Source organism: Sphingobacterium sp. JUb56, from assembly GCF_014191365.1.
Classification (GTDB): Bacteria; Bacteroidota; Bacteroidia; order Sphingobacteriales; family Sphingobacteriaceae; genus Sphingobacterium; species Sphingobacterium anhuiense.
On record NZ_JACHWL010000002.1, the window covers coordinates 926,491 to 946,119 of the forward strand.

Annotated in this window: 14 protein-coding genes; 10 read left to right on the plus strand and 4 right to left on the minus strand. The window is 37.0% G+C overall.

The window, feature by feature from the left end; genetic code table 11:
- Positions 1 to 4: 4 nt before the first annotated feature.
- The 4 genes from FHR29_RS23380 to nagA all read right to left on the minus strand — a co-directional run bounded on the left by FHR29_RS23380 (position 5) and on the right by nagA (position 6,834).
- Positions 5 to 3,088 carry a SusC/RagA family TonB-linked outer membrane protein gene (locus FHR29_RS23380; protein WP_132840935.1) on the minus strand — a complete coding sequence of 1,028 codons (3,084 nt, stop codon included), beginning with the start codon at positions 3,086 to 3,088 and terminating at the stop codon, positions 5 to 7.
- 243 nt (positions 3,089 to 3,331) lie between these two features.
- Entirely contained in the window at positions 3,332 to 3,880 is a 549-nt protein-coding gene (locus tag FHR29_RS23385; protein WP_132840933.1) for an acyl-CoA thioesterase, read from the minus strand.
- Positions 3,881 to 4,044: 164 nt separating this feature from the next.
- Positions 4,045 to 5,652 (minus strand): glycoside hydrolase family 10 protein, encoded by a 1,608-nt coding sequence (locus tag FHR29_RS23390; RefSeq protein WP_132840931.1) that lies wholly within the window; start codon positions 5,650 to 5,652, stop codon positions 4,045 to 4,047.
- Positions 5,653 to 5,721: 69 nt separating this feature from the next.
- Positions 5,722 to 6,834, minus strand: coding sequence for an N-acetylglucosamine-6-phosphate deacetylase (gene nagA, locus FHR29_RS23395; RefSeq protein ID WP_183917524.1), 1,113 nt, complete (start codon positions 6,832 to 6,834; stop codon positions 5,722 to 5,724).
- A gap of 68 nt (positions 6,835 to 6,902) precedes the next feature.
- Between nagA and FHR29_RS26780 the strand changes: the two genes are divergently transcribed.
- From FHR29_RS26780 to lipB, 10 genes are all read left to right on the plus strand, one after another.
- Positions 6,903 to 7,034 carry a DUF6728 family protein gene (locus tag FHR29_RS26780; RefSeq protein WP_310437834.1) on the plus strand — a complete coding sequence of 44 codons (132 nt, stop codon included), beginning with the start codon at positions 6,903 to 6,905 and terminating at the stop codon, positions 7,032 to 7,034.
- 10 nt (positions 7,035 to 7,044) lie between these two features.
- Entirely contained in the window at positions 7,045 to 7,431 is a 387-nt protein-coding gene (locus tag FHR29_RS23400) for a RidA family protein (protein ID WP_132840927.1), read from the plus strand.
- A complete protein-coding gene (locus FHR29_RS23405) occupies positions 7,431 to 8,357 on the plus strand; it encodes an EamA family transporter (protein WP_132840925.1) in 927 nt (308 codons plus the stop codon). The genes FHR29_RS23400 and FHR29_RS23405 overlap by 1 nt, the downstream gene beginning before the upstream one ends.
- Before the next feature lie 65 nt (positions 8,358 to 8,422).
- Positions 8,423 to 9,127, plus strand: a complete 705-nt coding sequence (locus FHR29_RS23410) for a hypothetical protein (RefSeq protein ID WP_183917526.1) — start codon at positions 8,423 to 8,425, stop codon at positions 9,125 to 9,127.
- Between the two features lie 18 nt (positions 9,128 to 9,145).
- The gene (locus tag FHR29_RS23415) at positions 9,146 to 9,865 is read left to right on the plus strand and encodes a hypothetical protein (RefSeq protein ID WP_183917528.1); all 720 of its coding nucleotides are present in this window, start codon (positions 9,146 to 9,148) and stop codon (positions 9,863 to 9,865) included.
- Between the two features lie 445 nt (positions 9,866 to 10,310).
- Complete coding sequence (locus FHR29_RS23420; protein ID WP_132840920.1) at positions 10,311 to 13,370, plus strand: SusC/RagA family TonB-linked outer membrane protein; 3,060 nt, start codon at positions 10,311 to 10,313, stop codon at positions 13,368 to 13,370.
- Positions 13,371 to 13,380: 10 nt separating this feature from the next.
- Complete coding sequence (locus FHR29_RS23425; RefSeq protein WP_132840918.1) at positions 13,381 to 15,048, plus strand: RagB/SusD family nutrient uptake outer membrane protein; 1,668 nt, start codon at positions 13,381 to 13,383, stop codon at positions 15,046 to 15,048.
- 197 nt (positions 15,049 to 15,245) lie between these two features.
- Positions 15,246 to 17,351: an ATP-dependent DNA helicase RecG gene (recG, locus tag FHR29_RS23430; protein WP_183917530.1), complete on the plus strand. Its 2,106-nt coding sequence runs from the start codon at positions 15,246 to 15,248 to the stop codon at positions 17,349 to 17,351.
- A gap of 226 nt (positions 17,352 to 17,577) precedes the next feature.
- The gene (hflX, locus tag FHR29_RS23435) at positions 17,578 to 18,765 is read left to right on the plus strand and encodes a GTPase HflX (protein ID WP_183917532.1); all 1,188 of its coding nucleotides are present in this window, start codon (positions 17,578 to 17,580) and stop codon (positions 18,763 to 18,765) included.
- Between the two features lie 112 nt (positions 18,766 to 18,877).
- Positions 18,878 to 19,576, plus strand: coding sequence for a lipoyl(octanoyl) transferase LipB (gene lipB, locus FHR29_RS23440; RefSeq protein ID WP_183917534.1), 699 nt, complete (start codon positions 18,878 to 18,880; stop codon positions 19,574 to 19,576).
- The last annotated feature ends 53 nt before the right edge of the window (positions 19,577 to 19,629 follow it).

A 19,629-nucleotide genomic window follows, 5' to 3' on the forward strand; every position in this document is an offset into this window, starting at 1 on the left:
TACGTTAGAATTTTAAATTAACACCAAATGTAAATCCAGCAGTAGCAGGAACACCTGCATAATCAATACCTACCGAACCTGATCCTATAACACCCGCTCCTGCTGCACTTGTCTCCGGATCCATCCCTGAATAATTTGTAAGCAGCCATAAGTTTGTTCCGGTTACATTAAAAGAGGCACCTTTGAAAACTTTGGATCTTTTTAAGATAGATGATGGTAAACTATAAGTCAATGAAACCGAGCGTAAACGCAACCAATTAACTTTTTCAACAAAAAAAGGAGTGTTATTTGCATAAATATCTCGATAATATTTTTCTGTAGCAATAACTTCACGCGTTACTGTCTCGTATTCTTTTGTTGCTGGATTTAAAGATTTCCCTGTAAAGGTGAGTGTCTGACCTCTATTTTCTGTTTCTTTACTAAGCCCATAAGTTGTCATCAGATATTCTGTCCCATTCAAGATATCTCCACCTTTACGAAAATCAAATAAGAATGAAAAATCCCAATTTTTATAAGTGAAATTATTAGTTAATCCCCCAATAAAATCTGGTTCACGATTACCAATTGGTGTAGTAGTCAATGTGGATGTTAAAGGATTTCCTGTTTCCCAATCTAATAAAAGATTTCCGTCAGCATCCTTCTGCCATGTTGATCCCGAAAGGCCCATAAAATTTCCATTACCAAAGGAAGCCGCTTTACCATTCCCCACCTGCACATCCGTAACATATAATATTGGGAGTGCTGCCGGAAGCGATTTAACAACACCTTTATTATGAGAAAAATTCAACATCATATCCCAAGTGAAATGATCTCGTTTTATTGGAGTTGCATTTAACGAAATCTCAAAACCTTTATTTTCAATTTCACCCGTATTTACATAACTTAAGATATAACCTGTAGCGTTTGAAACACGAGGTTGTAAGATTTGATCTTTCGAATTATTTTGATAGTATGTAAAATCCAACCCCAATCTATTTTTTAAGAATTTCAATTCCGTACCAAATTCCATAGAGGCTGTTGTCTCAGGTTTTAATTGATCATTTCCTCGTGTCCACGCATTTCTATAACCTCCACCTATCGTTAATTCAGGACCAAACAAATAAGTATTGGTTTGATATGCCGGAGCATCTTTTCCCACTTGGGCATACGATGCTCGTAATTTTCCAAATGATAACATATCATTCTTATCCATTAGCTCAGTAAAAATTAAACTTCCTGAAACAGATGGGTAGAAAAATGAACGGTTTTGAATTGGCAAAGTTGAAGACCAATCATTTCTTCCAGTAATACTAAAGAACGCAAAATTTTTATATCCCGCTCTAAATTCACCATAAACACCTAATAAGCGCTTATCCGTGATTACTTGATTTAAATATTTATCTCCATTTTCGGCATTATTGATACTTTGAAAGTTTGGAATAGAAAAATTTTCTGCACGTAAAGAATTTGCCTGTATGTGAGTATCTTCAGCAGAAGTACCTAATAACAAATTTAAATCCCAGTTATCAGCAATTACTTTATGGAAATTCAACATGAAATTTGAATTCAAATAGGAGTATTGTCTTTTTCCTTCAGAAAGCATACCATTCTGCCAGGCCAATTTGACTGCAGATCCAGGAGAAATTAATGTACTAAAATCCGTAGTATAATTATCGATACCTAGACGATATGTAGCATCTAACCAACTCGTAATTTTAGCAGAGGCATAAGCAGTACCTAAAAAACGATCTGTTTTATCATTTTGTGGATTCTTATTGATCGTCCAATATGGATTATCAGCATTATCTAACAATGGAATATTTGGCAATAATAAATGCTGTGAACCATCAGGATTTATCCAATCTCGCATATTTGAATTTCTCGGCCAAGCGATTATAGATTCCATATAGCCCGAACCAGAACCACCCCATAAACCAGATCCAGTTAAAGTTTTACGAGTTGAGGAACGTGCAAATGAAGCATTAGCACCAAAGGTAAAGATGTCTGTTTTCTGCTCTGCATTAAATCGAAATGTAGTCCGGTCGAAATCTGTTGTTGGCACAACACCGCTCTGTTTAATATTTGAACCCGATAGATAGAAGTTCCCTTTTGCAGATCCGCCAGAAACATTAAATGAATTATCATATGTAGTTGCGGTTTGATAGAAATCTTCCATATTATTATAGATTTTCTCCCCATCTTTAAAAGCATCACCCCAGGATAAGCTAGTTTCAGGAATAAATAAACCATTGTAATATGATCCTTGTTTAAACTTATCCTGTTGCTTTGGCAGACGATTAACCCAATTAGTACCGATACGCGAATTAATACCAATAGAAGTTGCACCTTCTTTACCCTTCTTTGTGGTAATAACCACAGCTCCGGCCGCTGCTCTCAAACCATAAAGCGCTGCAGCGGCAGGGCCTTTTAATACTGAAATAGACTCAATATCTTCAGGATTAATATCTAATGCTCGATTACCATTTGTCGTTGAAATATTTGTATTTCCGTCAAATGCTGAATTATCACCTTGACCTGTAGAATTATCCATGGGCATACCATCAATAACAAATAAAGGTTGATTATCTCTTTCTAAAGATGTGCCACCACGAATAACAATAGATGCCGACCCTCCAGGGGAACCTCCAGAGTTAGTTACATTCACACCTGCAATCTTACCATTTAGAGAATTGATCACATTCGGATTTTTATTCTTCATCAGCTCGTCGGCTTTAATATCCTGAACAGCATAACCTAAAGCTTTTTTCTCCTTCTTTATCCCCATAGCAGTTACAACTACCTCGGTCAATGCTTCTTCACTGTTGGAAAGGGCAATATTGACGTTAGAGCTTGAGCCAACAGTCTGTTGCAATGGTTTGGAACCAATAGTGCTAAAAATAAGCACATCTCCAGGATCTGCTTTAATGGTAAAACTTCCATCTGGATTGGTCTGCGTACTTACTGCTTTGCCTTTGATGCTTACAGTCACATTCGACATGGATGTCCCATCAGATGCATTGGTCACTTTCCCCGAAATAGTTTTCGTTTGTGCCCACAAACTGGTAGATAACATCACTCCCGAACAGAATAAGAGTAATTTTTTATTCATGATAATAATTTAGTTAGTAGCAATTGTTTATATCGGATGTTTCGATCCCGACAGGTTTATACTAATTACTTTACAATAGTATAAAAAGGTTCTAAGCTTTGCAAGATTATGCGTAATTATTTTCAAAAAATGCCATAAAACACACTTGAAAATCATTAAGTTACCATACAATCGATTGATAAACCTTAAAAACAAAAAAAACAATATGCAAAAGACCGCACCACTAAATTATTATCACCATCATCACAAATTTATTTTCACATCGTAATGTTGTTTGATATATTCCTGTTGTTCTTGAGAGTCAAATTCCAGATCGAGGGTAGCCCGCTCTCTCTCCTTTTCAATTTCTATTTTAATCACACTTTTATAAAACCGAAAGATCTCCTTTTCACTTTCCAATATAAGTCGCGGAACACGAACAGATTTGCCTTCAGCATTTTTTGCAATCATTGTAAAATATGATGAGTTGCAGTGTTTTGTCTCACCAGATTGAATATTCATCGATTCAACACGAATTCCAACTTCCATCGAACTATTTCCTACATAATTGACCGAAGCGATAAGTGTTACCAACTCCCCTACTTCAATAGGCTTTAGAAAGTCCACTTTTCCAACGGACGCTGTCACACAATAATTTCCGGAAAACTTGGAGGCAACTGCAAAAGCAATTTGATCCATCAATGACAAAATATAGCCACCATGAATCTTTCCGCCAAAGTTGGCGTTAGAGGGTAACATCAACTGAGATATCCGTATAACAGATTCACCAGCTTTTTTATAAGTATCTTCCATATCTAAATATACTTCAGATAAATACGAACTCCAAATCGCTTGTTATCAAGCAATGTAATTAATACACCAAGACTATAATGTACGCTACCACATCAAAACACAAATTCCCAGAACAAAAAAAGGGATACCTTTTTAGATATCCCTTTTTATAGATTTATTTTAAATTACTTAATCTTTTCCGCCATATATGGACTCTCATTACTCAGACGGTCCACTGCTTTTACTGCCACATATAGTAACTTTTTACCATTCTTACTTTTTGCAAGTTGCTTGGCAGTAACCGAAGGATCAAAAATCTCATATGACCACTCACCACCATAGTTGCAGTAAAGTATCCAGTGATAAACTTGATCTACTTGTTTATGTTGCCACTTTGCAAAAACAAAATCTTTTTCTGCTGTCAACAACAAAGTTGGCTTCAGCATTGGATTTGCATTCAACCAAGGCGTTCTAGGTATCAATACTTTATTTTGGTAAGGACCTTCAAAAATTGCTCTTGTCATCGTAGGGTTTTTAATTAAACCGGCTAAGCTCCAATGAACAATACCTTTGCTATCTGGCACGATATTACGCATCGCAGCAATTTGATTTACAATTTCAGTTGAATATTCTGCTGTACGTTTCCCTACAGTATTGATACCTGGCCAAAGATGTCTGTGCATTGTATTTTCGCTCTCCCACCATTTCAATAAAGTTGTGAAACTTTGTTTAGCAGGCTGTATAGGCCAATACAATTGTGGCGTATAATAATCGACCCAGCCTTTATTAAGCCATAGCTTTGCATCTGCATACAATTGATCATATTGACTAGACCCTTGAATACCTGCCGGATAACCTGGTTTCCAGATCCCAAAAGGACTAATACCAAATTTCACAAAATTCTTTTCAGCTTTAATTTCTTTATAGATCCGTTCAATGAATGTGTTTACACTATTTCTACGCCAATCTGCACGAGCCAATGTACCACCATTCTTTTTGTAATCATTCCAACTGTCATTATCCGGAAAATCCTGCCCTCCATTATATTCCGCATAAGGATAAAAATAATCATCAAAATGTACCCCGTCAATGTTATAACGTTTTACAATATCCATTACTACACGGGCAGCATGGTCTTGAGTAGATTGTTTTGATGGATCAAACCAATACCATCCCTGCTTCAAACGGACAACGGAATTGGGCATCTTTTTAGCCATAGATGCCTCTGTCAACTTACCGCCAGAAGTATGGTGAGCACGATAAGGATTTAACCAAACATGTAATTCAATCCCTCGCTTATGTGCCTCTTCAACCCAAAATTCCAAAGGATCATAATATGGAAAAGGAGCTTTCCCTTGTTCTCCTGTTAAAAAATATGACCAAGGCTCGAGATCACTCTTATACATCGCATCCGACGAGGGGCGAACCTGAAAAATAGCTGCATTGAAATTATTTGCTTTCAAAAATTCTAAAATCTGGATCGCTTCCTGTTTTTGTTCATCCGTAGATAAAAAGTTTTTACTTGGCCAATTTATATTTGCGACAGATGCGATCCATGCAGCACGAAATTCACGTTGCACTTCAGGAAGCTCCACAGCGATTTCTTTTGGTGCTTCAACCTTTTTCTCTTGTATATTAATGTTAACCTTTTCACGTTGCGGTTTATCCTTTTTATCCGGATGCTGTACAATTACAGCAGGTGTGGCTTTTATCTCTTCTGTTTTTCTATTCTTTTTGGAAGAGCATGAAAATAAGAATAAAGCAACTGAAAGTATTAATAAGTGATGTTTCATTAAAAAATGTTAAGGAATTATTTCAAAATAAGTTACAAATGTACGGATTATGAATTTGTATCAAGAGCACTAGCGCGATATTAACTTTCCTTTAACCAGAACATCCTGAAGTTCAAAATTAGAAGTAAATATGATCACATTAGCTATACTTCCTATATTCAGGTTTCCAATATCTGTACGCTTTAGCAGTCTTGCTGGATAAGTAGTTCCCATCCGTATCGCCTCGTCCAATGGAACACCAACCTGTTGCACTATATTTCTAACCGATTCAAATAAAGAAATCGCTCCTCCCGAAATCGTCCCGTCGGGCAGTGAATAATAACCGTCATTCAACACATGTTGATAGATTCCTTGTGCACAAGCAGCAACTGCATCTGATATCAAAAACAATCGTTCGCCCATTTGTTTTTTAGCCACTTTAACTGCCTCGAAACTGACGTGATGTCCATCTGTAATTATACTCGAACATGCTGTTGGATGATTGAAAATAGCTCCTACCATACCAACCTCCCGATGATGTAAAGAAGACATCGCATTAAATAGGTGGGTACTTGTGGGAATCCCCAGATCAAAACCTTTAGTGCCTTCCTTAAATGTTGCATCACTATGCCCTGCACTTAATAAAAGTTCATACGATTTTAGGTACTCAAGAACATTATCGTCCATACATTCCGGAGCAATGGTCATCATTTTCACAACAGTATTGTGCTCGCCAAGCAATTCCTTAATATTTTCTTTTGTTGCTTTTACAATGAGATCAGCCGGGTGAGCCCCTCTCTTCTTTGCATTCAAAAATGGCCCTTCAAGGTGCAAGCCCAATAATGCATCATGTTTAAAATTGTCAGCAACCTGAATCGCTTCTTGAAAAACTTCAAACGTATTTGTCGCTAAAGTCATCATATATGAAGTCGTTCCTTTTCGAACCAAACGATCAGAAATGCGCTGTAAAGATGCTGAAGTCAAATGCGCTGAAAATAAATCATCACCGTCGCCATATAACTGCAAATCAATGAGACCCGCACAAATATTAGCTCCATTAACAACAATCTGTTCAAAATCAGCTGGAACTTGATTAGGCTCTACTATTCCAGTAATCTCTCCATTTTCAATAAGCAATGTTTTATCTTCAATAAGATTATAATCTGAAAAAATTCTTCCACCAACTAATGCGAGTTTATTCATTATCTTTTATTTTTGATTGTTTAAAGATAATCATTGCGATTATCAATTTACTAGCGTAACTTAGTTCCATGTACTTTTTTAGAAAAAAAGACCCCAATCGCCCAACGAACGGCAATCTAAAAGCTATGCATATTATTAATGCTATAGCCATCATCGTTTTCATTCTGGCGCTGATTTACAAGTTTTTCTTTGCATCCTAAATACCAGCATATGTCTCAAAAAATTATTTTAAATACCGAAAAAGCACCAGCGGCAATTGGTCCTTACAACCAAGCTATAAAAGCTGACAAAACATTATACGTTTCCGGACAAATTCCTTTAATTCCTGAAACTATGGAATTAATCACAACAGGAGTTGCAGATGAAGCACATCAAGTATTAAAGAATGTTGATGCCATCTTAAAAAACGCAGGCTATGGATTTGAAGATGTTGTTAAAGCATCTATTTTCTTAAGTAGTATGGATGACTTTGCTACAGTAAATGAAGTCTACGCACAATACTTCACTACAGTACAGCCTGCACGTGAATGTGTTGCTGTAAAGACTCTTCCAAAAAATGTAAATGTAGAAATCTCCGTGATTGCTTGGAAAGATTAATGGCAAACATAGAACAAGATACTGAAGGCCGCGGAAAGTATTTCTTAGCGGCTTTTTTAGGTCCTTTAATCTGGGGGTTTATGGCTGTCCCTATACGCTTATTAAAAAATTGGTCAGCTGAAGATATCCTCCATTACCGCATCATATTAGCCGTTTCACTTCTTTGGCTCTTCAATATCGTTTTCAGAAAGGCCGACATTAGAGCTGATTATAATTATTTTAAGCAACTGCCCAAGAATAACAGAACTAAGATTACCTATCTTACCCTTATTTCGGCTATACTTTTATTTGCAAACTGGTATACGTATATCTACTGCATTAATAGCATCAGTGTACAGGCCGGTGCCTTTGCTTACATCTTATGTCCATTAATCACGACTGCAGCAGGCTATTTAATTTTAAAAGAAAACTTAAATATAGCCCAAAAGGTATCTTTACTTATTGCTATTACTGGTGTATGCATGTTAGCAACCGGATCACTTACAGAAGTATTATGGTCTTTAACCATTGGCTCACTATATGCCTTTTATTTGGTATTACAGCGTATTATACAAGGGTTTGACAAACTCAATATGCTGGCACTCCAACTTGCCATCTGTACATTATTCATTATACCCCAAATGCTCGTTGATCAAAGTCCAATACCTCAAGACAGCACATTTTGGACCGTTACTTTAACCATAGCACTATTGTTCACAATCATACCGCTCTTCTCGAGCATGTATGCATTAAAGAAAATATCTTCTTCCACATTGGGGATCATGTTGTACATTAATCCCATCATTGCATTCGCACTCGCTATTACTTACTTTCAGGAGCAGGTAGATCCTTACAAATTTTGGGCATATGGCCTTATTTTCATTGCTATTCTGATCTTCAATTCTGATAAAATAAAATTTCTCTTTAAAAGGAAAAAACTCATGTAGCACAACCTGTTTTAGTTACGTTTACATGGTTAATAAACTAATATTAACCATGTAACCTTAATACGATGAAAATCTATCGATTTTTTACACTTTCTTTTTTAGTGCTCACGATACTATCGTGCAAAAAAGATCACCTTTCTTATGATGAGCTTTATAAAAAAGCATCAGAGAAATATCAAGAAATGCACTTGCTTACACAAAGTATTTCATGCGGAGACATCAGCAAGTGGTACGTCGATACCTTATTGTTAGATCCAACTACTCGAGGTTACTTACCCGTTTCTCCCACAATAAAAAACAAATATGATCTGCTAAAAAAAGAACATACTAATTTATTAACAAAAGCCATGGACGCTGATGATCGGCCATATCCAAACTTTGTATCTCTACATATGCCTGTACATTTCGGAATCATATGTCAGAATGGATTTGCAAAGGTAAAAACTGCCGAAGATTTCAATACCGAACAGACACGAACAGCTCTAACCGAAAGAAGTGAAACACTGCAGCATTACTTTAAAGATAAACCATGTACCGCGGCGAGTGATTGGATAGTTACTGGCATAAAAAAAGATTGTTCCCAAATATGGATTCCAACCATTGCTAATCAAACATATCGTAATGGATTTTATGCAATTCTTACAGAATATAATACATTATATTTCCATCTAACACAATTAGATAAAGAACTACAAAATTGTACTCCGAATAGTGCCCCCGCCCCCAAATCCGTGCGATGTGAAAATAATAAACCGATTGTAGTCTTTTAGACTTTATACTTACTCGATATGAAATTTATAAAACTAGTCAGCTATTTGTTTCTATTTATGTTACTTTTTAGTGCTTGCGAAAAAGACGATTTTACTTCTGAACAATGGTCTGCTAAAGCTGAAGAAAAGAAAGCCGAAATTGATAAACTCATTGCTTCAGAAAAATGTGAAAATTTGAACGAATGGAACATTGAAAAAGTCAGCAACTTTTGGTGTGGGCATGTTTATTTCCCTGTGCATAAACGTTTCAAATCACAATTCAATAAACTATGGGAGGAATATTTAGCACTTAGATCCAACGAAGTCAATGCCGGTATCAAAGAAGGAATTATTTACGAACCCTGTGAGAAGTATATTTTGTTTAATAGTGAACCCACTCAACTTTCCTGCGTAAATGGAAAAGCCAAATTGCTGTACATAAAAGATTTAAGCTTATCAGAAAGTAAAATACGTATTGCCCCTTTAAAAATAAAGATCGACAAATACCTGAATAATCTTACTTGTAGCGGAACCGAAAACTGGGGTACGACAATACTCTTAAAAGACTGTGGAGTTGAACATATAGCTTATATTAGAACAGCAGAACGTCCGGAAATCATGAAAGATATTGCACTTTACAATTCCTTAAAAAAGAATATCATAGAACGTGAAAAGCCGAATTGTTCGACAGGAAAATATACATATCCCAAAGGAGTAAAATGCGTCAATAACAAACCCGTTGTTGAGCTCTCAGAATAATAAAACAAACAGCAGTATTTTTAAAATCGGCTAAGCTCTTAAAGTATTGGCCGATTTTTTTTGATCTCCCCCTCTACGTCTGAACATATATTTTTTGAGATTAAAACAAATTATGATACAAAACTTAATTTCCCTGTAAAAAACATTGAAATAAAACAACCTGATAAATAGCTATTTACAGGAAACAAACGTTAAAATGTATCACATATGTTATAAAACTCTTTTAAATTTTATAGAACAGTAGTACATTAGATTCCTAGAATAAGAATCCTTCTTATTTTTACCTTGTATTGATATTTATTCACATTTGCGAAATTGCGTATCCTACCTATCTTCAATATGAGACATCTACTGACCAATGTGCTAAATTGAATTAGCCATTTACAATAAATCTATTCTTATGAAATGTGTAAAGACATAATTAGATCATAACACATATTACTGAATGAATAGTAAATTACAAACTACATTAAAGATACTGGGTATTGTTCCGACAATGCTTTTTTCAGCTTCTTTACTCCATGCCCAAAACAATCAAGTAAAGGGTACTATTGTGGACAGCCAGTCTAAAGCCGCAATAGCTGGAGCAACCATTAAAGTTCTAGGGACATCTAAAGCTAGTTCTACAGATGCTAATGGTGTTTTTCAAATTAACGTTGACGATAAGAATCGTATTTTGAGCATTAGTGTGATTGGTTACGAAACCAAAACTGTTACATTAGGACCAAATGAGACTACTATCAACGTGAGTCTTGTACCGCAGACACAGCAATTAGAAAGTGTAGTCGTTACAGCACTAGGAATTAGCCGTTCTCAAAAATCCTTAACTTATTCGACCCAACAACTCAAAGGTGATGAACTGAATCGCGTAAAAAGCACCAACTTAGCCAATAATCTAAATGGTAAAGTTGCAGGTGTCAATATTGCTTCCAGTTCATCGGGCCCCGGCGGTTCTGCTAAAGTTGTGCTTAGAGGTAATAAATCTGCATCAGGCAACAATCAGGTATTGTATGTTGTTGATGGTGTACCTATCAATAATCAGACATTAGGAACACAACCTGATAACGTATTTGGTGGGCAACGCGATCCCGGAGATCCAATTGCTATGATCAATCCAGAAGATGTGGAAAATATCTCTGTACTAAAAGGAGCATCTGCTGCGGCTTTATATGGTAGTCAAGCGGCCAACGGCGTTATCTTGATCACAACAAAGTCTGGAAAAGGAGGACGTACAACCGTCAATTTCTCTTCCAGTGCACAAATCGAACAAGCAACATCTTTACCCGAATTTCAAAATCAATATGGACAGGGATCGGGTGGAAAAAATAGTGCAACAAGTGTATCCAGTTGGGGAGAGAAAAGCGATCAAGCTAATTTTAATAATGTTGACAAGTTCTTAAGAACAGGTAGTAATTTTACAAATTCATTGACATTATCGGGCGGAAACGAGAAAAATCAGACTTATTTTTCTTACGCGAATACCTTAGCAAAAGGAATTACGCCAAATAATGACATGACCCGTCACAATTTCAATCTGAAAGAAAGCGCTAAATTCTTTGATGACAAATTAACGGTTGAAGGAAGTGCCAATTATATTACCCAAAAATTGGATAATGCACCAACATCTGGTTTTTATTATAATCCTCTAGTAGGACTTTATTTATTGCCTCGTAGTATTGATATTTCACCTTACAAAGATTTTGAGAAATTTAATCCAAGCCGTAATCTTTATGATCAGAACTGGTTTACTTTATCCGATGATCCTACAACCCAACAAAACCCATGGTGGATCGTAAACAGAAACCAGAACAGTTCTAAAAGAAACCGTTTATTATTAAATGGAAGTGCCAAATATCAAATTGCACCATGGATTAATGTTCAAGCACGTGGAAGTGTAGATCGTACAAGTGAAGTTTGGGATCGAAAAATATATGCAGGTACTCAAAATATTTTAGCTAGACCAAATGGCGGCTATAATTACACGAATACAACCATCACACAACAATATGGTGATCTAATCGCCAATATGAACTTCAATGTGAACGATAAGCTTCAGATTACCGGTGTCGTGGGAACAAGTATTACAGACTGGAAGACTGAAGGAGTAGATTACACCAGTGGAACAGCAGGTCTGCAATATCCAAATCAGTTTATCATTCAGAATTCGACTACACCTACTCCGACAGGTTTATCAAATAACAGAAGACAACTGCAATCTGTTTTTGCCAGTGCTAATCTATCATACGATCAATGGTTATATCTTGATTTAACTGCTCGTAATGATTGGTCAAGTACACTTGCTTTCACAGAATCAAATTCATTCTTTTATCCATCAGTAGGTTTAGGTGTTGTCTTAAACGACAAATTGAACATGCCTGATTTTGTCAACATGGCCAAAATTAGGGGTTCATATGCTATCGTTGGTAATGATTTACCTCCTTACACCACCTTATTAACCAATAATCTGAATGCTTATGGTGTTATCAACCTCAATGATATTGCTTTTCTTAAAGGTCTTAAACCAGAGAAAACACATTCATTAGAGATTGGTACTGAATGGCGTATGTGGAACAACCGTTTAAACGTAGATGTAACCTACTATAAGACAAATACGAAGAATCAGTTCTTCAAAATTGCTGCCAGTCAAGCATCATTGTATGATCAATATGCCATCAATGCTGGAGATATCCAAAATCAAGGGGTTGAAGCATTAGTGTCATTAGATGCCATTAAGAATGACAATTTTACCTGGACAACAAGTTTAAACTTCACTTATAACAAAAATAAGATTATCAAATTAGATGATCGCATTAAAGAATTTGCATTAACCGGAGATGGACGTAACAATTACGCTTCCAAATTTGAAGTAGGCGGTTCTTTTGGTGACATTTATGGTCAAGATTTTGCTCGTGATGATCAAGGCCGTATTCTAGTCTCGGCAGACGGTACTCCTCAAAAGAATTCCAATTATACCAAATTAGGAAATTCAAATCCAGTTTGGCAAATGGGATTGAACAATAGCTTTAGTTATAAAAACTTCAACTTAAGTTTCTTGATCGACGGTAAGTTTGATTACGAAGTGATGTCCATAACACAGGCGCTTCTTGACGGTTATGGTGTTTCAAAAGCAAGTGGAGATGCCCGTGCTAATGGGGGTGTAACAATCAATGGCGTTACAGCTGCTGGTGCTGAAGTTACAAATGTTGCAGCAGAGAAATGGTATACAACTGTTGGTGGTATGGGACCTGTAAGCAGTCAATATATCTATGACGGAACAGTTGTTCGACTACGCGAATTAGTGTTAGGCTATGACTTTAATCTCAATGATAGTTTCTTTAAAAAGCTCCGCGTTTCGGCAGTCGGCAGAAATCTATTCTACTTTACTAAGAAAGCACCTTTTGATCCGGAAGTGACCATGTCTACCGGCAATACATTAAGTGGAGTCGATATCTTCATGATGCCTCCAACACGTAATTATGGTCTTACTTTGAATGCAACTTTTTAATAAAACAACGATGAAATACAATTTCAAAAATATAAGTAAGTTGATGTTAGCTTTTGTGGTACTTGGAAGTGCCATGAGCAGCTGTACAAAAAACTTCGAAGAATATAACAAAAATAACAACGGCCTGACAGATGAAGACCTGGCTGCCGATGGAAAAGATTTAGTACTATTCTTCAAAACAGCACAGATGGCCATCTACAATTTTTCTGGAGGTGGTGATCCAAATTCATATCAACTTCAACAAAATCTGAATGCAGACGTATTCTCTGGTTATTTCATGTCCCCTACACCTTTCAATAGCGGTCAAAATAACCTGAATTACGCTATGGTAAATGGCTGGAATGGTGAACCCTTTAAAGTACTTTACCTTGATGTGATCAAATCTATTGATAAACTACAAAAAAATGGATTGGATAAAAACTATCCAGCACTTGGCGGAGCTGCAAAAGTAATTAAGGTAGCTGCTGCTAATCGTGTAACTGATATTTACGGACCTATTCCATATAGCAAAGTTGGCACATCTGGAGATATTCCTTATGATAAGCAAGCTGATCTTTACACTGCTTTTTTCAAAGAATTGGATGAAGCGACGGAGGCTTTAAAGTCGTTTAATGCTCAAAGTCCAATGACCGACAAAATTGAAGAGATCGATTTAGTTTATCCGAATTTGGATAATCAGACACGTTTTAAGAACTGGTTAAAATTAGCGAACTCACTTCGCTTGCGTCTTGCTGTGCGTATTGTAAAAGTTGACCCTCAACTAGCAAAAGCACAAGCAGAGAAAGCGTTAGATCCAGCAAATGGTGGCGTTATTGAAGCGAATAGTGAAAACTTCAAAGTAAAAGTTCCTACAGACGGTACATTCAGCAATCCCCTTTGGTTTATTTCAAAGAATTGGGCAGATACCCGTATGAATGCTTCTTTACAGTCATACATGACAGGTTACGGCGATCCGCGTATTTCTAAATATATGGAGCCAGTACCAGTTGACAAACAGACAACCGGCTTCGCGGGCAAATACATTGGTATCCGTACAGGTGCAGCAGGTATTGAAAAAGACAAATACCAGATGTTATCAGCGCTTAATACGGGAGGAAGTACGCCGTCATTCACAGCAACCACTGCCCCAATTTTAATGACTGCTGCTGAAGTCTATTTTTTACGTGCTGAAGGCGCATTGAGAGGTTGGGCAAATGTTGGTGGAACAGCAAAATCACTTTACGAAAAAGGTGTTGAAACCTCTTTTGCACAATGGGGCGTAAGCGGTTTATCGGCCTATTTACAAGACAATACGAGTAAAGCTGCTGCTTACGTTGATCCATTCAATGCAAGCAATAATGCAGCTGCACCAACTAACTTAACTATTCAATGGAATGATGCAGCCTCTAATGAAGAAAAGTTGGAACGTATTATTACACAAAAATGGTTAGCGATCTTCCCAGAAGGACAAGAAGCCTGGAGTGAGTTCCGTAGAACCGGATATCCAAAATTATTCCCTGTTGCGGTGAATAATAGCGCTGGTCTTATTGACACTAAGATTCAGATCCGCCGTTTACCATTTCCACAAAATGAGTACAACACGAATGCAGCTGAGGTACAAAATGCCATTTCATTACTTGGCGGTGCTGATAACGGTGGTACACGTCTATGGTGGGATGTGAATAAAGGAAATTTTTAATCAACATCTTATCCTATTTAAAGGCTGCCTCTTCAATAAAGGGGCAGCCTTTTTTATTAATATGCGGAAAAAATATTTGATACCACATCACCGGACTAAATACTCCTTTTTAATTAACCGATACAACAACTTTAGCAATCCTCTATAGTATTTTACTAAATTTTTAAGTAAAATCCTTAAATTAGCAAAGTAGAAGAATGGCTGATTTATCTTTAATAACCCCAATAGAATATCTGAAAGGCGTAGGCCCTCAGAAAGCTGATGTAATTAAAAAAGAATTGCAGATTTTCACCATTGGTGACCTGCTCAGTTATTACCCTTTTCGCTATATTGATCGTACCGTATTTCATAAAATAAGACAACTGGATGCCGATATGTATTCGGCCCAAGTATTAGGGAGACTTATTGGGCTTAAAGAAGTTGGTGAAAAAAGAGCAAAACGTTTGGTTGGACAATTCAAAGATGAGACAGGGAGCATCGAACTGGTATGGTTCCAATCGATCACCTGGTTACAGAAATCATTAAAAGTAGGTTCCGCCTACGTGCTCTATGGCAAACCATCTGTATTTAATGGACAGATATCGATCACACATCCCGAAATGGAACCTTATCAAGCTCAGGTAAAAAACTTGGGTAACATGACCTTGCAACCTGTATATTCTTCCACTGAGAAACTGAAGAAGTTCAACTTAGACAGTAAAGGGATTCAAAAATTACAGCAGACTGCTTTAGAAACCGTATTTCGCCAACTCACTGAACAGCTACCTGCTTATTTATTGGCCAAGCATCAGTTGATGGACCAAGCCAGAGCCACTGTTGCTATTCATTTTCCACAGAGTCAAGAGGAACTGACGCAGGCCATAAAACGTATCAAATTTGAAGAATTATTCTATATTCAGCTCAAATTACTAAAAAATAAACAGCTCAATACTAAAAAATTCAGGGGACAGATTTTCTCTAAAGTCGGGGACAAATTCAATACCTTTTTCAAAGAACGGATTCCTTTTCCGTTGACCAACGCACAGAAACGTGTCGTCAAAGAGATCAGACAGGATACTGTTACCGGCGCACAAATGAATCGTTTGGTGCAGGGCGATGTGGGATCTGGGAAAACAGTGGTTGCACTTTTAACGATGCTTTTGGCCATAGACAACGGTTTTCAAGCTTGCATGATGGCTCCAACAGAAATATTAGCAACCCAACACTATACGGGGCTAAAAGAGTTACTGGGAGAGGGTATCTGCAATATTAAATTGTTAACAGGCTCTACGAGTACTAAGCAACGCCGTATCATTCATGAAGAATTGGAAAATGGCTCTTTGGATATCCTGATAGGAACCCATGCCTTAATTGAAGACAAAGTCAAATTTAAAAATTTAGGTTTTGTTGTTATTGACGAACAACACCGATTTGGAGTTGAACAGCGCGCTAAGCTTTGGCGTAAAAATAGCATTCCTCCACATATGCTCGTGATGACCGCTACCCCTATTCCGCGTACTTTGGCAATGACTATGTATGGCGATTTGGACATTTCGGTTATCGACGAACTCCCTGCGGGAAGAAAACCGATTAAGACAGTTCATTTTTTCGAGAGCTCCAGATTGCGCATGTTTGGTCTTATCCGTGAAGAAATAGCAAAGGGGAGACAGGTGTATGTTGTATTTCCACTGATCAAGGAAAGTGAGAAACTAGACTTATTATACTTAGAAGCAGGTCTAGAAAATATCCAAAGTGAATTTCCGCTTCCTGAATTTAAGATCAGTATTGTCCATGGCAAGATGCCTGTCAAAGATAAGGATTTTGAGATGCAACGTTTTGTGAAACATGAAACCCAGATTATGGTTGCAACAACCGTAATTGAAGTCGGTGTTAATGTTCCCAATGCTTCTGTCATGATTATTGAAAACTCGGAACGATTTGGTTTATCACAGCTCCATCAATTGAGAGGACGGGTTGGTCGTGGTGCAGAGCAATCATTCTGTATCTTAATGTCAAGTAATAAGTTAAGCAAGGAAGGAAAGTTGCGATTGAATACTATGGTACGAACAAATGATGGATTCGAAATCGCAGAAGTTGATTTAGAACTTCGTGGTCCGGGCGATATTTCAGGTACGCAGCAATCTGGTGTACTGGAATTAAAACTGGCCAACCTTACAACAGACCAACAGCTTCTGTCAGAAGCCCGTAATTCTGTTATTGATATCTTCAAGGAAGATCCAGAAATGACAGAAGAACGTCATGCATCACTCAGACAATACCTCGCTAGAAAAACGGACGGTATTGCATGGGATAAGATCTCATAAAATACTTATCTCACTCCTATTCCATTATGCATTAGTCTGTAAGCTTCTTTAATAAAATTATAGGATCCGCTTTTGGCATAAAACAATTAAACTAAAAACGATTATCTTTGTATTATTATTGAGTCATCGTACTATGACGTCACATCATTTTCACGTCTTTTTGCAGTGCCCCTTGGCCTACTCATGCAAAATCTTAATAAGCAATACAAAATTAGAATAGAAAACAATGGCAAAAATCAAAATATACGACACCGCAGTAAGACCCGAAACAGCTTTACTCGTGAGTGTAATTCCTCAGGGATTAAGCGAGGAAAAAGCACACGAGTATCTTGAAGAATTAGAATTTTTAGTTCAAACTGCAGGCGGGATAACAAAAGGTATTATTACACAAAAATTAACTTATCCAGATCGCTCTACCTATGTAGGGGCAGGAAAATTGGAAGATATTAAAGCTTTTGTAATCGCAGAAGAAATTGATATGGTCGTTTTTGATGATGAATTATCTCCTTCTCAATTACGTAATATCGAACGTGAGCTTCAAGTTAAGATATTAGACAGATCAAATTTAATTTTAGATATTTTTGCAAGCCACGCTAAAAGTGCGCAAGCAAAAACACAAGTTGAATTAGCACAATTACAGTATTTATTACCCAGGTTGACGAGATTATGGACCCACTTGGAACGCCAACGTGGTGGTATCGGTATGCGTGGTCCTGGTGAAAGTCAGATTGAAACTGATAGACGTATTATTTTAAATAAAATAACTGTTTTAAAAGAACGTCTTGACCTGATTGACAAACAGAATGAAACACAACGTAAAAATCGGGGTGAAATGATACGTGTTGCTTTAGTCGGCTATACCAATGTCGGGAAATCAACCATCATGAACATGATTTCAAAATCGGATGTTTTGATTGAAAACAAATTATTTGCAACTTTAGATACAACCGTTCGTAAAGTGGTGATTGATAATTTACCCTTCTTATTATCCGATACTGTAGGTTTTATCCGTAAACTTCCCCATCATTTAGTTGAATGTTTTAAATCAACATTAGACGAGGTCCGAGAAGCGGATGTATTGATTCATGCGGTCGATATTTCACACCCAAATTTTGAAGATCATATTATCGCTGTTAATGAGACATTGAAAGATATCGGAGCTTTAGATAAACCGATCATTACGGTATTCAATAAAATTGATGCTTATGTACCGACAGTTGAAGAGGGTGAAGAAGGTAAAAAAACGGTAACATTGGAAGATTTTGAAAACAGCTGGATGGCCAAGAATGCTGATCCAGCAATCTTCATTTCAGCTACAAATAAAACAAACTTAGAGGAATTTAAACAAAAATTATACGATATCATTGTGGAAATTCACCGTGAAAGATATCCTTATAATAATTTGCTTTACTAATCCGAATTTATAAGTACTTAAAGTACGCTTGAAAGACAGGATATACCCGATGTAAAATCAAGCGTGCTTTAATCATTTCAAACTGGGCTAAAACGCATATAGCCACATCACTATGCAAAATAAAAAAGTAACCTTTATCGATTGGGGCTTGGTTGACTATCAAGAAGCCTGGGATAGACAAGAAGAGATTTTTAATAAAACCTTAGCTGTAAAACATGAAAACCGTGTTAACAGTACAGAACTTCCAACGGAAAACTTTTTAATTTTCAACGAGCACCCTCATGTGTATACCTTAGGGAAATCTGGGAAACCTGAACATCTTTTATTGGATGAAAAGGCGCTCAAAGAGAAAGAAGCAACCTACTATAAGATCAACCGTGGCGGTGATATTACCTACCATGGTCCTGGTCAGATCGTTGGATACCCAATTCTGGATTTAGATAATTTCTTTACCGATATTCATCTTTATCTACGCACGTTAGAAGAGGCGATTATCCTAACCCTAAATGATTATGGAATTCAGGCAGGAAGATACCCAAGTTTTACGGGTGTCTGGATCGATGGGGACAACGAAAAGGCACGGAAAATCTGCGCGATGGGTGTCCGAGCAAGCCGATGGGTAACCATGCATGGATTTGCATTCAATGTAAATGCCGATCTAAGCTATTTTGGAAATATTGTACCCTGTGGTATTGACGACAAAGATGTTACCTCTATGGAGCGAGAACTGGGCTATAAACCCAATATTAACGAGGTAAAAGATAAGCTAAAAGGGCATATCGCCAATCTCTTCGCTATGGAACTAGATTAAAATAAAAAAGGACTTACAAAAGCTGCAGGTCCTTTTTTATTTTATACTTAATT

What these genes read in the sequence shown, in the direction of transcription:
- FHR29_RS23385 (WP_132840933.1), bottom strand. Translation starts at nt 3,880, where the DNA reads ATGGAAGATACTTATAAAAAAGCTGGTGAATCTGTTATACGGATATCT.
- FHR29_RS23425 (WP_132840918.1), top strand. Translation starts at nt 13,381, where the DNA reads ATGAAATACAATTTCAAAAATATAAGTAAGTTGATGTTAGCTTTTGTG.
- FHR29_RS23380 (WP_132840935.1), bottom strand. Translation starts at nt 3,088, where the DNA reads ATGAATAAAAAATTACTCTTATTCTGTTCGGGAGTGATGTTATCTACC.
- hflX (WP_183917532.1), top strand. Translation starts at nt 17,578, where the DNA reads ATGGCAAAAATCAAAATATACGACACCGCAGTAAGACCCGAAACAGCT.
- lipB (WP_183917534.1), top strand. Translation starts at nt 18,878, where the DNA reads ATGCAAAATAAAAAAGTAACCTTTATCGATTGGGGCTTGGTTGACTAT.
- FHR29_RS26780 (WP_310437834.1), top strand. Translation starts at nt 6,903, where the DNA reads ATGTACTTTTTTAGAAAAAAAGACCCCAATCGCCCAACGAACGGCAAT.
- FHR29_RS23390 (WP_132840931.1), bottom strand. Translation starts at nt 5,652, where the DNA reads ATGAAACATCACTTATTAATACTTTCAGTTGCTTTATTCTTATTTTCA.
- FHR29_RS23420 (WP_132840920.1), top strand. Translation starts at nt 10,311, where the DNA reads ATGAATAGTAAATTACAAACTACATTAAAGATACTGGGTATTGTTCCG.
- FHR29_RS23405 (WP_132840925.1), top strand. Translation starts at nt 7,431, where the DNA reads ATGGCAAACATAGAACAAGATACTGAAGGCCGCGGAAAGTATTTCTTA.
- FHR29_RS23415 (WP_183917528.1), top strand. Translation starts at nt 9,146, where the DNA reads ATGAAATTTATAAAACTAGTCAGCTATTTGTTTCTATTTATGTTACTT.
- FHR29_RS23410 (WP_183917526.1), top strand. Translation starts at nt 8,423, where the DNA reads ATGAAAATCTATCGATTTTTTACACTTTCTTTTTTAGTGCTCACGATA.
- recG (WP_183917530.1), top strand. Translation starts at nt 15,246, where the DNA reads ATGGCTGATTTATCTTTAATAACCCCAATAGAATATCTGAAAGGCGTA.
- nagA (WP_183917524.1), bottom strand. Translation starts at nt 6,834, where the DNA reads ATGAATAAACTCGCATTAGTTGGTGGAAGAATTTTTTCAGATTATAAT.
- FHR29_RS23400 (WP_132840927.1), top strand. Translation starts at nt 7,045, where the DNA reads ATGTCTCAAAAAATTATTTTAAATACCGAAAAAGCACCAGCGGCAATT.